The organism is Streptosporangium minutum (assembly GCF_002149035.1).
Classification (GTDB): domain Bacteria; phylum Actinomycetota; class Actinomycetes; order Streptosporangiales; family Streptosporangiaceae; genus Streptosporangium; species Streptosporangium minutum.
Genome location: NZ_NGFP01000273.1, coordinates 1 through 12,184, shown reverse-complemented (window position 1 = coordinate 12,184; position 12,184 = coordinate 1). Strand labels below are relative to the sequence as shown.

Annotated in this window: 14 protein-coding genes and 1 riboswitch; of the genes, 6 read left to right on the top strand and 8 right to left on the bottom strand. The window is 70.5% G+C overall.

All coding sequences use genetic code 11. The features are described from left to right. A partial coding sequence (locus CA984_RS47445; RefSeq protein ID WP_207621183.1) for a hypothetical protein occupies window positions 1–208 on the bottom strand: 208 nt, incomplete at its 3' end. Window positions 209–477: 269 nt separating this feature from the next. On the opposite strand from CA984_RS47445, the gene CA984_RS37390 reads away from it, so the two are divergent. Continuing rightward, window positions 478–771: a Dabb family protein gene (locus CA984_RS37390; protein ID WP_086578123.1), complete on the top strand. Its 294-nt coding sequence runs from the start codon at window positions 478–480 to the stop codon at window positions 769–771. 16 nt (window positions 772–787) lie between these two features. Here CA984_RS37390 and CA984_RS37385 read toward each other — a convergent pair whose 3' ends face one another. The 5 genes from CA984_RS37385 to CA984_RS37365 all read right to left on the bottom strand — a co-directional run bounded on the left by CA984_RS37385 (window position 788) and on the right by CA984_RS37365 (window position 5,109). After that, window positions 788–1,012, bottom strand: a complete 225-nt coding sequence (locus CA984_RS37385) for a DUF6458 family protein (RefSeq protein ID WP_031157702.1) — start codon at window positions 1,010–1,012, stop codon at window positions 788–790. Between the two features lie 52 nt (window positions 1,013–1,064). Next, window positions 1,065–2,285 (bottom strand): adenylosuccinate synthetase, encoded by a 1,221-nt coding sequence (locus CA984_RS37380; RefSeq protein ID WP_086578122.1) that lies wholly within the window; start codon window positions 2,283–2,285, stop codon window positions 1,065–1,067. Further along, window positions 2,282–3,238 (bottom strand): hypothetical protein, encoded by a 957-nt coding sequence (locus tag CA984_RS37375; RefSeq protein ID WP_086578121.1) that lies wholly within the window; start codon window positions 3,236–3,238, stop codon window positions 2,282–2,284. Before CA984_RS37375 ends, CA984_RS37380 begins: the two co-directional genes overlap by 4 nt. Before the next feature lie 183 nt (window positions 3,239–3,421). After that, window positions 3,422–4,378, bottom strand: coding sequence for a lipopolysaccharide kinase InaA family protein (locus CA984_RS37370; RefSeq protein ID WP_086578120.1), 957 nt, complete (start codon window positions 4,376–4,378; stop codon window positions 3,422–3,424). Beyond that, complete coding sequence (locus CA984_RS37365; RefSeq protein WP_086578119.1) at window positions 4,375–5,109, bottom strand: NUDIX hydrolase; 735 nt, start codon at window positions 5,107–5,109, stop codon at window positions 4,375–4,377. Before CA984_RS37365 ends, CA984_RS37370 begins: the two co-directional genes overlap by 4 nt. A gap of 231 nt (window positions 5,110–5,340) precedes the next feature. On the opposite strand from CA984_RS37365, the gene blaOXA reads away from it, so the two are divergent. Beyond that, window positions 5,341–6,246: a class D beta-lactamase gene (gene blaOXA, locus CA984_RS37360; RefSeq protein ID WP_086578118.1), complete on the top strand. Its 906-nt coding sequence runs from the start codon at window positions 5,341–5,343 to the stop codon at window positions 6,244–6,246. Window positions 6,247–6,450: 204 nt separating this feature from the next. Here blaOXA and CA984_RS37355 read toward each other — a convergent pair whose 3' ends face one another. Further along, window positions 6,451–8,274 carry an acyl-CoA dehydrogenase gene (locus CA984_RS37355; protein ID WP_086578117.1) on the bottom strand — a complete coding sequence of 608 codons (1,824 nt, stop codon included), beginning with the start codon at window positions 8,272–8,274 and terminating at the stop codon, window positions 6,451–6,453. A gap of 226 nt (window positions 8,275–8,500) precedes the next feature. Here CA984_RS37355 and CA984_RS37350 point away from each other — a divergent pair, with 226 nt between their 5' ends. The 3 genes from CA984_RS37350 to CA984_RS37340 all read left to right on the top strand — a co-directional run bounded on the left by CA984_RS37350 (window position 8,501) and on the right by CA984_RS37340 (window position 10,282). Beyond that, window positions 8,501–9,286 (top strand): class I SAM-dependent methyltransferase, encoded by a 786-nt coding sequence (locus CA984_RS37350; RefSeq protein WP_086578116.1) that lies wholly within the window; start codon window positions 8,501–8,503, stop codon window positions 9,284–9,286. Window positions 9,287–9,307: 21 nt separating this feature from the next. Next, window positions 9,308–9,372, top strand: a riboswitch (guanidine-III (ykkC-III) riboswitch). Between the two features lie 16 nt (window positions 9,373–9,388). Continuing rightward, window positions 9,389–9,712: a DMT family transporter gene (locus CA984_RS37345; protein ID WP_086578115.1), complete on the top strand. Its 324-nt coding sequence runs from the start codon at window positions 9,389–9,391 to the stop codon at window positions 9,710–9,712. A 99-nt stretch (window positions 9,713–9,811) separates the two neighbouring features. Continuing rightward, complete coding sequence (locus CA984_RS37340) at window positions 9,812–10,282, top strand: SRPBCC family protein (protein WP_086578114.1); 471 nt, start codon at window positions 9,812–9,814, stop codon at window positions 10,280–10,282. A gap of 98 nt (window positions 10,283–10,380) precedes the next feature. Here the strand turns inward: CA984_RS37340 and CA984_RS37335 are convergent, their stop codons facing one another. After that, entirely contained in the window at window positions 10,381–10,848 is a 468-nt protein-coding gene (locus tag CA984_RS37335; protein WP_086578113.1) for a hypothetical protein, read from the bottom strand. Between the two features lie 694 nt (window positions 10,849–11,542). Between CA984_RS37335 and CA984_RS37330 the strand changes: the two genes are divergently transcribed. Further along, the gene (locus tag CA984_RS37330; RefSeq protein WP_031157682.1) at window positions 11,543–11,992 is read left to right on the top strand and encodes a GNAT family N-acetyltransferase; all 450 of its coding nucleotides are present in this window, start codon (window positions 11,543–11,545) and stop codon (window positions 11,990–11,992) included. Window positions 11,993–12,184 lie beyond the last annotated feature (192 nt).

Here is a 12,184-nt window from a genome sequence, read left to right as displayed (position 1 = left end):
AGCCACAGCCGCCGCCGCAGCGGCAGCAACGGCGTCTCCAGCAACCGCAGCCTGCGACGAAGTTCGCGGCCGTGGTGGCGGTCTGGACGGCCGGGGCCGACGCCACGGGCTTGACCGAGGCCTGTGCGGAGCCTGCTACGAGTGCTCCGGCGAAGAGCCCCGCGCCCATCATGCTCGCGATGAACGAGGCAGCAGTTTTGGTTTTCATGCGTTCCTCCGGGTTTCACGCGAAGACGGATCCGTCCTCATGGATTGCTGGACAATCCACAGACTGCCGGAGGGGGAGCGATCAAGACACCGCAAAGCACTTATGCTTTGGCAAAGCACCACAGAGCTGTATAAATAAGAAATAAATTGCCATATCAGTGCATTTCAGGACAAAGAGTTCTACCCATGCTAAAGGTGATTTAGTCCCCGCCGTCGGGTCTCCGCGGGCGGGGCCGTACGCTGGCTGGGAACTCGAATGAAGGGAAGATCATGTTCCGGCATGTCGTGCTTTTCACCTGGGCCGAAGGGGTCACCGACGAGCAGAGGGCCGCGGTCGCGACCGAGCTCGGCAAGCTGCCGGAGATCATCACGGAGATCCGCGCCTACGCCGTCGGCGCCGACGCGGGCGTGAACCCGGGCAACCACGAGTTCGCGGTCGTCGCGGACTTCGACAGCCTCGACGACTACCTGGTCTACCGTGACCATCCGGCGCACCAGGCCGTGATCGCCGAGCACATCAAGCCGATCCTGGCCTCCCGGGCGGCCGTGCAGTACGTCTTCTAGCCGTGCGGTACGCCTTCTAGACGTCCGGCGGGTTGTTCTCGCGGTGCATCAGGCGATCCTCCGACGTCTGCCCGCGCTTGGGGGCCAGTACGACGCTCAACACGATCCCGACTGCGCCGACGATCATGAAGATCAGGCCGATGACGTCGATGTGCACGTTCTCGCCCAGGACGTCGGGTTCGATGGCGAAGCGGAGAATGGCGCCGAGCGTGAGAAAGAAGATGCTTACCCCGACACCCATCAGGTCCTCCGGACGCGAGTAATGGTCAGGTAAAGGAAACGTACGTGGGTGGTCATACCCTTTCGGGGGTGATCACACTACTCAGGCGCGTCTTGTCTGCGGCGGTGGGCCCGGCCGATCCCAGCCAGACCGGGACCCCCAGCGCGTCGGCGACGGCCGCGGGCCAGTCGTCGGCGCCGATGCCGTCGGTGTAGCGGGGGCGCGCCCTCAGTACCCGTCGGGTCAGCTCGGCCTGCCCGCCGAGGTCGCCCGCCGTCCCCGCCGCGAGCTCGCCGATGTCGTAGGAGACGCACATCCGTGACACGGGCGCGTCCAGGTGGGTGAGCGCGAGCGCGTCGGCCCCACCCGTGACCGCCAGCGCGTAACGGTGGGCCACCGCGTCGAAGTGACCGGCCCGGAAGGGCCCCTGCCACGGCCCCGCCGCGTTGTGGACCTCGTCGATCTCCAGTGTCGGGTCCTCGGTGACCAGCGGGCCGGGCCCGTGCCGGGTGGTGTAGGTGCGCAGCACGCCCAGCCGTACGGCGGGCACCCCGTCGAGCAGGGTCAGCGCGTTGGCGAAGGTCGTCGTGCTCCATGTCGTGTAGGGGTGGAAGCCGTGCCACTCGTCGAGCAGCACGCCCTGCGCCCCCTCGAAGACCACCGGACGCCTGCGCAGCAGGGCGGTCGTGAACGAGGAGTCCACGAGGATCACCCGCTCGGCGAACGCCCGGTAGGCCGCGACGCAGTCCTCCACCGCGGGCCCGCTCACCCCCAGCTCCTCGCGGAGCGTGTACAGCTTGCGCGCGAGCAGGGCCGGGTTCTCGCAGTCGCCGGCGGTCGGGCCGAGGCCCGGATGGTCCAGGGCGTAGGCCATGGTCTCGCCGATGCCCATCCCGCACGACCCGTGCCGGTCGTCCCCGCGCGCCAGCTCCCGTGCCCGCCCCGCCGCCACGTGGTACGGCGTGGCGAGCAGGGCGTCCCGATCCACGGTGAGCAGGCCGAACGGGTCGGGCACGCCCAGCTCGCCCAGGTGCGCGGCCTCCGAGGCCAGGGCGAGCGGGTCCACGACCATGAAGCGGGACAGGTGGGTCGGCACCCCCCGGAGCGTCCCCGACCCGAACTGGGCGAACGTGTGGTGCCGCCCGTCGGGCAGGACGACGTTGTGGGCYGCCTGCCCGCCCCCGTTGAACCTGACGACCGCCTGGACGGGACCCTGGGCGCAGAGCCAGTCCACGACCGTGCCCTTCCCGGCGTCGCCGTACCCGAGGTCGGCCACGATCACGTGCTCGTTCACAGCCGGATCACGCCGCTGTCGCCGCCGAGGTCGAGTCCGTCGGCCACCACCAGCGCGCCCCGGTCCAGCCTGGCCAGGGCCTTGCCCACCGCGGCGCCCGCCGTCGAGCCCAGCTCGTCGAGATCGTTCAGCCCCTGGTCCAGGTCGATGGCGTCCTCGCCGAGGCCGACCGTCAGCGCGATCGTCTCGCAGACCGCGTCCAGGTCGTCCAGCTCCAACACGTTCTGGCCGAGCAGTCCACGCCAGGCGGCCAGCGTGCGCCTGTCTCCGGCGTAGCTGGTCCCCGCGGGGAGGATGTAGTAGACGTCGTACATCCTGGTCAGCTCGGCGACGATCTCCTCGGTCGTGACGTCGCGCCTGAGCCGGTCGCCGATCACCGTGCCGACCTCGCGGCGCTTGACCTTGGGGTAGGGCAGCTCGTCGCCGATGATGAACAGATAGCCCCGGCGTCCGCGCTTCTCGAAGCAGTCGAGCGAGGTGTGCCGGGCCATGAAGTACATCGCCAGCTCGTACGACTCGGTCCGCTGGCCGCCGCCTCCGCCCTCCAGCAGGATCTTGCCGAGGTCCTCGTCCATCCGGTTGTCGGACTCGAACTGGCCGATCTGCAGCGGGGCCCGGTCGCAGGTGGCGTCGCCGATCGCGCCGAAGAGGATCTGCGGGTCGGCCGCGTAGCCCTTGCGGAGCAGCAGGCCGAGCAGGTCGGGCAGCTTGCTCTGGAGCGTGCGGGGCACCCCGCCCATCGAGCCGGTCACGTCGAACAGGACGGCGACGGCCACGGTTTCGGGGTGCTCGTCGGAGTCACGACTCTCCCGGGCGGCCACGCCGTACGGGTTGAGATCGTCGTGCACGGCGCGCGCACCGCTGTCGCTGTAGGCGAAGGCGCTGGCGCCCTTGGCGGCGCGGTAGCCCGCGGCGGCGGTGTACACGTCGGTGGACCAGATGCCGCTTCCCATGGGGTCTCCCGGGGTCGTTCTTCACAGGTTCTTCTCAAGTAGAGACAATCTCAGTATGAGAATAACCATGGACCGCGTCAACCCCTCCGGGCGTGCTCCGTCCTGTCTGACGGAATCTGATGGAATCCGCCGGGGCCTCCCGGGACCGTCGGAACCGCAGGGAAGGGCGCCGGCGGGTGGGGGTCACAGGTGGAGGGGCCGGTATTTCCTGGGGCCGTACAGGTCGTCGAGCAGCTCGTCGAGCTCGCCGAGGAGTCCCCAGGCGTCGCCAGGCGGGCCCGTCAGGCTTCCCCGGACGAAGCGGCGGATCGGGGCGGGGACGTCGTCGCCCATGAGAGCGGCGACGCAGCGGGTGGCGAGCCGGATGTCGACGGCCTGGGTCGCCGGTCCTCCGGCGAGGATCTCGGGCGGGTAGTCGTCGCGGTGCCGGGCCACCAGGGCGGTCAGCGGACGGCCGAGCGGCACCGACTGGCTCCAGTCGACGAGCACCAGGCCGTGGTCGACCGGGTGGACCAGCACGTGGTGCCCGAACACCGCGCCGTGCACCACTCCCGCCCGGTGGGCCATCCCGATCGCGACCAGCAGCCGCCGCCAGATCCACGCCACGTCCCTCGGGTCGAGCACCGGCCGCAGCCGTGCGATCTCCGTCAGGCTCATGAAGCCGTCCGGCGCACGGCTGATCACGTTGGCCTGCCGCTCGACCCCGCCCGAGCGGTGCCGGAAGGACTCCACCAGCCGGGGCACGTACGGCAGGAGCAGTGGATCGCCCTCCCGCGCGATCGTCGCGAGCGCCTCCGCCTCGCGCCGCATCAGGTCGTTGTCCGCGTGACTGCGCGGGAGCTTGAGCAGCGCGTCGTCGTCGCAGCCGTACAGCACGGCCGTGGCGCCGCGCCGGAACACGCCCGCGACCCGGTGGGTCCCCCGCCTGGTGGTGATCACCGTTTCGGCCTCCCGGCCCCGGGCCGCCCACAGCTCCGAGAGTCTGGCGAAGGCCGCGGAGGCGTTCGGTCCGGACGCGAGGTCGGGGTGGAGCAACCGTGCCAGGCGCCGGTACGCCCGGTGCGGCGCGTCCCCGCCGAACAGGTCGTCCGGTGTGCGGGCGGCGGACACCAGGGCGATCGCCTCGGCCGTGGTGGTCATCCGGCCTCCTCCTCGCGGGCGGGCCGCAGCAGCGCGGGATGCAGGAGCCGCGCGTCGCCGGCCCGGTAGAGCCTGGCCCGGGGGCCGCCCCGGGCCCCGCCGCTCTCGGTGGTCTGCCCGGTGCCCTCCACGAATCCGGGCACCGACAGGACCTTGCGGTGGAAGTTGCCCGCGTGCAGCGGCACGCCCCAGACCGTTTCGTAGACGCCGCGCAGTTCGGTGATCGTGAACGTCTCGTCCACGAACGTGGTGGCCAGCGGGGTGTACTCCAGCTTGGCCCGCGCCCGTTCCAGTCCTTCTCCGAGGATGCGGTCGTGGTCGAACGCCAGCTCCGGCAGCCGGTCGATCCGCCGCCAGGCGGCGTCCGCCGCGTCCGAACCGGCGCGGGGATCGGGAAGACGGGGGGCGAAGGCGAGGTAGGAGACCGACACGATCCGCATCCGGGGGTCCCGCCCGGGGGCCCCGTAGCTGGCGAGCTGCTCGATGTGCACGCGCGGGGCGAGGCCGGTCTCCTCGGCCAGCTCCCGCACCGCGGCCTCCGGCAGATCCTCGTCCGGCCGGATGAACCCCCCGGGCAGCGCCCACCGCCCCGCGTGGGGCTGCTCGCCCCGCTCGACCAGCAGCACGTGCAACGCGCCCTCGCGGATGGTCAGCGCCACCACGTCGACCGTCACCGCGACCGCCGGGAAGGCCCGGGGGTCGTAGCCGGCCAGGAACTCGGAATCGTCCATCGCATGTCCTCCGCACACCACAATATTCTCATTATGAGAATAACCATTCTCGCATGTCAACGTCCCGGTTGGTTCCGGACCTCGATCCGGCTCTCCTGTGCCCGGATAATGTGTCCCTGGCCAGCAGAGATATCCGTTTGAATATATGTTGTCCTCCCATATCGATATTGGACATGCCGTTGCCCGCTCTGGTCTGCTCTTCCGGTGAAGATCGAGAGCAAGGAGCTTGGCATGCAGCATTCCTCCGACCCTGCCCGCCGCCGCCGGGTCCGCACGACGCTGGGCGTCGCCGTCCTGACGGCGTCCGCGCTGTTCGGCGGGACCGCCCACGGCGTCGCGGGCCCTTCCGGCGGCGGGACCGCCACCGCCGCGACCGCGGCGGCGCAGTCCGCGGTCCAGCAGCGGACGATCGTCCGGGACGATCTGCAGGCGCTGTTCCGCGAGGCGGGGGTGCGCGGCACGTTCGCCCTCCTGGATGTGAGAACCGGGCAGACCACGGTGGTCGACCGGCGCAGGGCGGAGCAGCGGCTGATCCCCGCGTCCACCTTCAAGATCCCGCACGCCCTGATCGCGCTGGAGACCGGTGCCGTCAAGGACGAGCACGAGGTGATCCCGTACGGCGGCAAGCCGCAGCCGTTCCCGGAGTGGGAGCAGGACATGAACCTGGGCGACGCGATCCGGGTGTCCAACGTCCCCGTCTTCCAGACGATCGCCCGGCGGGTCGGCGTCAAGCGGGAGAAGCAGTGGGTGAACCGGCTCGGCTACGGCAACCGCCAGATCGGCGCCGTGGTCGACCAGTTCTGGCTTGAGGGCCCGCTGAAGATCTCGGCGACGGAGCAGACCCGCTTCCTGTCACGGGTGGCCCGCGGGCAGCTGCCGGCCTCCCAGAGCAACCAGCGGACGGTGCGCGAGATGCTGAAGATCGAGGAGAAGGACGGCTACACCCTGTACGCCAAGACCGGCTGGGGGAGGTCCACCAAGCCGAACGTCGGCTGGTGGGTGGGCTGGATCGAGCGCGGTGACCGGCTCTACACCTTCGCGCTCAACATCGACGTCAACGTCGACGAGGACACCAAGAAGCGGGTCCCGCTCGCCCGCGAGCTGCTGAGCCGCCTCGGCGCCCTCCCGGCCGCCTGAGCGGAGCGCGCCTTCCCCCGCGAGCCGTGAGGCCGTACGGTCCGGCCCTCCCGAGCCGTGAGCGCCCGTACGGCCCGGCTCCCGCCCGTGAGCCGTGAGGCCCGTACGGCTCCCGCAGGGGAGAACGGGCGAGGGGCGCCCCTGTGAGACAGGGGCGCCCCTCGGTGTCGCCTGCCGCGGGGGCGGGTGGCCGGGTGGAGAAGGTCAGAAGGCCTCTTCGGGCAGCTCCATCAGGCTCTGGTCGGTGGCGGCCAGCACGCGGCGCTCCGCGGCGAGGCGGGGCAGGACGGTCTGGGCGAAGAACGAGGCCGCGGCGACCTTGCCGGTGTAGAAGGCCGTGTCGCGGTCGGAGGAGCCCAGCGCGGTCAGCGCCACCTCGGCCTGGCGCAGGAGCAGCCAGCCGATCACCAGGTCACCCAGGGAGAGCAGGAACCGGGTGGTGTTGAGGCCGACCTTGTAGACCTCCTTCGGCGCGTCCAGCGAGCCGATGGCCCAGCCCGCCAGGGTGTCGGCCATGGCCTTGACCTCGTCCGCGGCCTCGTCGAGGAGCTTGCGCTCCTCCTTGAGGCGGCCGTTGCCGGCCTCGGAGGCGGCGAAGGCCTTGATGTCGCCGTACAGCGTGCCGAGGGCGACGCCCTGGTTGCGCAGGACCTTGCGGAAGAACAGGTCCAGGCCCTGGATCGCCGTCGTGCCCTCGTAGAGGGAGTCGATCTTGGCATCCCGGATGTACTGCTCGATCGGGTAGTCCTGCAGGTAGCCCGAGCCGCCCAGGGTCTGCAGCGAGCGGGCCAGCAGCTCGTAGGAGCGCTCGGAGCCGACGCCCTTGACCAGCGGGAGCAGCAGGTCGTTCATCGCCTCGGCGTGCTCGTCCCGGCGGCCCTCGAAGGCCGCGATCTGCACCGCGTCCTGGTAGGTGGCGGTGAGCAGGACCAGCGCCCGCATGCCCTCGGCGTACGACTTCTGGAGCATGAGCTCGCGGCGTACGTCCGGGTGGTGGGCGATGGTCACGCGCGGGGCCGACTTGTCGGCCATCTGGGTGAGGTCGGCGCCCTGCACGCGGGCCTTGGCGTACTCCAGGGCGTTCAGGTAGCCGGTGGAGAGCGTGGCGATCGCCTTGGTGCCCACCATCATCCGGGCGTGCTCGATGATCATGAACATCTGCTTGATGCCCTCGTGTACCTCGCCGATCAGCGTGCCCACGGCCGGGTGCTTCTCGCCGAAGGTGAGCTCGCAGGTCGTGGAGACCTTCAGGCCCATCTTCTTCTCGACGTTGGTGACGTAGACGCCGTTGCGCTCACCGACCTCACCGGTCTCCAGGTCCACGTGGTACTTCGAGACCAGGAACATCGACAGGCCCTTGGTGCCCACGCCATGTCCCTCGGGACGGGCCAGGACCAGGTGGAAGATGTTGTCGGCCAGGTCGTGCTCGGCGCTGGTGATGAAGCGCTTGACGCCCTCGATGTGCCAGGTGCCGTCGTCCTGCCGGATGGCCTTCGCGCGGCCGGCGCCCACGTCGGAACCGGCGTCGGGCTCGGTGAGCACCATGGTGGCGCCCCACTGCTTCTCGATGGCCAGCTCGGCGTAGCGCTTCTGCGCCTCGGTGCCGATCACGTGCATCACGTGGGCGAAGGCCGGGCCGCTGGCGTACATCCAGATCGCGGGGTTCGCGCCGAGGATCATCTCGGCCAGCGCCCAGTTCACGCTGTTGGGCAGGCCGGGGCCGTTGAGCTCGGCGGGCAGGCCGAGGTTGGTCCAGCCGGCGTCGCGGTAGGCGGCGAAGGACTTCTTGAAGCCCGCCGGCATCGTCACCGTGCCGGTGGCGGGGTCGAAGACCGGAGGGTTGCGGTCGCCCTCCTCGAAGGAGTCGGCCAGCACGCCCGTGGCCAGGCGGTTGACCTCGTCGAGAATGGTCCGCACGACATCCTCGTCGAGGTCGGCGTAGGGGCCGGTGCCCAGGACATCCCGGCGCCCGAACACCTCGAAGAGATTGAACTCCAGGTCACGGATGTTGCTCTTGTAGTGGCCCATGGGGTCTGCTCCTTGAAACCGGGGGAACCGGGACTCTGACATACTCGTCAGTAACCTTACCGACAATGCTACCCGCCAGTAACCCCTGGAAAACCGTACTCATAGGACGTTTGTCACACTCCCCGTGGCAAGGTCCGCGTTACGTGACGCTCCCCTCCCGCCCCCTCCTCGTGTCGATCTCCTCGTGTCGATCGACCGGCCCCGCGGACTTTCCTAAGCTCGTCCCATGGACGAGCAGTGGCGCGCGGATCTCGCGCGATGGGGCATCCCCGACGAGATCGTGGCGCGGGCCCCGGCCAGCCCCTGGGAGCACTCACCGGCGCGGTTCGCCGAGCGGACCGACCGCGCGCTCGCCGACCCCGAGGGGCCGACCCTGGCCCGGGTCGCCGAGGCGCTTCCGGCAGGAGGGAGCGTGCTGGACGTCGGCGCCGGCACCGGGGCCGCCTCGCTGCCGCTGGCCGGGAGCATCGGAGAACTGATCGCGGTGGACTCCTCCGCCGCGATGCTGGCCGAGCTGACCTCCCGGGCGGACGGGCTCGGCGTTCCCACCCGGATCATCCGGGGACGGTGGCCCGACGTCGCGGCCGAGACCCCGGTGGCGGACGTGGCGGTCGCCGCCCACGTCGTCTACAACGTGCCCGACCTGGCCGCCTTCCTCACCGAGCTGTCCGGCCACGCCCGCCGCCGGGTCGTCCTGGAGCTCACCGAACGCCATCCGATGAGCTGGCTCAACCCCCTCTGGGAGCACTTCCACGGCCTCGTCCGCCCGGAACGGCCCACGGCCCACGACGTGATCGCCGTCGCCGAGGCACTCGGCCACGAGGTCCGCCAGGTGCGGCGCCTCGCCCCGCTGACCCGCTTCACCACGCTGGAGGAACTGGGCGAGAGCGCGTGCCGCCGGCTCTGTCTCGGCCGGGACCGGACCGAGGAGGTCATCGCGGCGGCGGTCGAACTGGACATGTGGCCGGTGCCACGTGATCGGTGGTTCACGCTCTGGTGGGAATCGGAATGAGATTTGCTACGCTTCGATAACAGAGCGCCCATACGGGAGGCTCCCGGACGAGACGCGCCGTACCCGGTCTGAAAAGACGACGCTCCTCTGAAGGGAGCCGTCATGGCCTGGGTCATCATCGTCGTCGCCGGTCTGTTCGAAGTCGCGATGGCGTACTCGCTCAAGATGAGCCACGGATTCTCCGTGCCACTGCCGAGCATCGGGTTCGTCGTCTTCGCCGTGCTCAGTTTCGGCCTGCTCGCCATGGGCCTCAAGAGCCTTGAGGTCGGTACGGCCTACGCCGTCTGGACCGGCATCGGCGCGGTCGGCACCGCCTCCCTGGGCATGCTGTTCCTCGGCGACGACGTGTCGTTCCTCAAGATCGCCTCGATCGCCCTCATCCTCGCCGGCGTCGTCGGCCTCAACCTCGCCGGCGGCGGCCACTGAGCCCGCGAGGGCCATGACGGGTTCCGCGCCCGCCGGGCGGAGTACGAGAGGGCGCGGCAGCACTTGCCGGAGGGATGTTCTGTCGGACATGCTGCGCTCATGAGCCCCCCGAGTGCGTCCGTGAGCATCCACGTCTCGGCACCGCCCGCAGTGGTCTACGGCCTGGTCACCGACATAGCCGACATGGGCGAGTGGAACGTCGAGTGCCGGGGGGCCAGGTGGGTCGGGCGGGTCGCGGAGGCACGGCCCGGGGCGCGGTTCCGGGGGCGCAACAGTCACGGGTGGCGGCACTGGTCCACGCTCTGCACGGTGACCGCCGCCGAGCCCGGCCGGGTCTTCGCCTACCACGTCCGCGCCGCCGGCCTGCTCGACGTGGCCCTGTGGCGCTTCGGCATCACGCCCACCGAGGCGGGCTGCCACGTGGAGCAGAGCACCTGGGACACCCGCGGCCCCCTCATGCGTGTCGTCGGCGGGCTCGTCACCGGCGTCCGGGACCGGGCCGCCCACAACGAGGCCAACATGCGGCGGACCCTGGAGGGCCTCAAGAGAGCGGCGGAACGGCGCCCCTGACCGGCTGTCGCGGGTGGGGGACGGCGCCCCTGACCAGCCGCCGAGGGCAGGGGCGGTGACACCGACCGGCCGCCGCGGGTATGGGGTGGCGACCCTGATCAGCCGCCGTGGGGCAGGGAGGACTGTCCTCTTCCCTTGAGGGTGAGGGCCAGCACAGCGGTGATCAGATACACCGCGACACCGCCCTGGAGCGCGTCCAGCGCCGCGCCGAACACACCCTCGTTGTCGACGACGAGCTGCACGGGGTACATGAGCGCGGCGGCGCCGAGCGCGGGGTAGAGGGAGAAGCGCCAGGGGTGGCGCAGGGCCCAGAGGCGGGCCTGCCGGGTCACCCGGTCCGCGACCTTGGGCTTGCCGATCGAGCCGACCGCCGCGATCAGCGTGAACAGGCTGATGCCGAGCGACAGGGCCCACGTCAGGTCGGCGGCCCCGGGCAGGATCACCCCCATGCCGAAACTGGCGGCCGCGACCGCGCCGCCGGTCACCGCGGCGGCCTTCCACGGCGCACCGCGCAGGGCCGCTCCGGCGAGGGACATCTCGTCACGTCGAGTCAGTTCGTCGTTCATGACTTCAGAGTGCCCCTTCGGGTCCCTTGTCCACATCGGGGAGCAACCCTGATCCGTCCCTTACCTGTTGTATCGGGGGTGCCGTTCGCGCTGGTGGCGTGACCCGGGTGCCGGGGGCAGCCAAGGCGCAGGGAGCCTCGCTCGGCACGGTGTCCCCCGGAGGGGGAGTGGGGGCCAGCGCCACCACGATGAACCGGCCTGCCGGATCGAAACGTCCGGCGCCGATCCCTAGTTTGATGAGCGTCCGGTCACACCGACCGAAGGAACGCCCATGAGGAAGACTCCCTGCGTCGCGGCCTGTCGGTGGCCGTCGCCCTGGGCGTCCTGACCGCTCCCGCCCTGGCCGCCCCCGCGCTGGCGTCGGAGACACCGGAGGAGCAGGTTGTCGCGGGCCTTGAGCGTCACGCCCACCCACTGCGCGGAAGTGGCTCGGCACCGCCCACCCGACGTTCACCGTGCCGGCCACCTACCTCCCCGACATGCTCAAGGCGCCGCCGGCCCTGGGCCAGGCGTACGACATCGTGGTTCACCTCCACCGTGTCAAGGCGGCCAACCCGCTGTAAGGATGCTTGACGCTCCCGCCGGTGAACTTCCCGGCGCACGGAGCCGGAGTGGCCGCCGTTCTCCGGATACGGCAGCAGGGAGGAACACCCTGACCTGCCCCTGAGCCCTGCCCCCCGATAGGTTGACCGCCATGTCAGTGAACTTCCGTACCGCTCGGGCCGAGGACGTCCCGCTGATCGTGGCCATGATCGCCGACGACGCGATCGCCGCCGCCCGCCAGGGGGCCTACGGAGACGAGCACCGCGCCGCCTTCGAGGTCATCGACGCCGACCCCAACAACGAGCTGATCGTGGCGGAGCTGGACGGCGAGGTCGTGGGCACCATGCAGCTCACCTACATCCCGGGCATCTCCCGGCGCGGAGCGCTGCGGATGCAGATCGAGGCGGTCCGGATCGACTCCGCCCTGCGCGGCCGGGGTCTGGGCCGCCAGATGATGGAGTGGGCGGTCGAGCGGGGCCGGGCCCGCGGCTGCGCGCTGGTCCAGCTCACCACCGACAAGGCCCGCAAGGACGCCCACCGGTTCTACGACTCCCTCGGCTTCGTCGCCTCCCACGAGGGGTACAAGCTCGCGCTGAGCTGACCGGCCGGCCCGCCATCCGTGGGATGGTAGATCTTCTTGTCCGACGGCCCCGGCTCCGGGACCTGCTCGAAAGGGAGAGCGATGGGAAGACACGCACTGGGTCTAGGGGCGCTGGCCCTGCTTCTGGCGGCCTGCGGGGGCACGGCCGGCAGCCAGGCCGGGGGACCCACGACCCCTTCCCCCGTTCCGGCC

What these genes read in the sequence shown, in the direction of transcription:
- CA984_RS37390 (WP_086578123.1), top strand. Translation starts at nt 478, where the DNA reads ATGTTCCGGCATGTCGTGCTTTTCACCTGGGCCGAAGGGGTCACCGAC.
- CA984_RS37385 (WP_031157702.1), bottom strand. Translation starts at nt 1,012, where the DNA reads ATGGGTGTCGGGGTAAGCATCTTCTTTCTCACGCTCGGCGCCATTCTC.
- CA984_RS37375 (WP_086578121.1), bottom strand. Translation starts at nt 3,238, where the DNA reads ATGGGAAGCGGCATCTGGTCCACCGACGTGTACACCGCCGCCGCGGGC.
- CA984_RS37370 (WP_086578120.1), bottom strand. Translation starts at nt 4,378, where the DNA reads ATGACCACCACGGCCGAGGCGATCGCCCTGGTGTCCGCCGCCCGCACA.
- CA984_RS37365 (WP_086578119.1), bottom strand. Translation starts at nt 5,109, where the DNA reads ATGGACGATTCCGAGTTCCTGGCCGGCTACGACCCCCGGGCCTTCCCG.
- blaOXA (WP_086578118.1), top strand. Translation starts at nt 5,341, where the DNA reads ATGCAGCATTCCTCCGACCCTGCCCGCCGCCGCCGGGTCCGCACGACG.
- CA984_RS37355 (WP_086578117.1), bottom strand. Translation starts at nt 8,274, where the DNA reads ATGGGCCACTACAAGAGCAACATCCGTGACCTGGAGTTCAATCTCTTC.
- CA984_RS37350 (WP_086578116.1), top strand. Translation starts at nt 8,501, where the DNA reads ATGGACGAGCAGTGGCGCGCGGATCTCGCGCGATGGGGCATCCCCGAC.
- CA984_RS37345 (WP_086578115.1), top strand. Translation starts at nt 9,389, where the DNA reads ATGGCCTGGGTCATCATCGTCGTCGCCGGTCTGTTCGAAGTCGCGATG.
- CA984_RS37340 (WP_086578114.1), top strand. Translation starts at nt 9,812, where the DNA reads ATGAGCCCCCCGAGTGCGTCCGTGAGCATCCACGTCTCGGCACCGCCC.
- CA984_RS37335 (WP_086578113.1), bottom strand. Translation starts at nt 10,848, where the DNA reads ATGAACGACGAACTGACTCGACGTGACGAGATGTCCCTCGCCGGAGCG.
- CA984_RS37330 (WP_031157682.1), top strand. Translation starts at nt 11,543, where the DNA reads ATGTCAGTGAACTTCCGTACCGCTCGGGCCGAGGACGTCCCGCTGATC.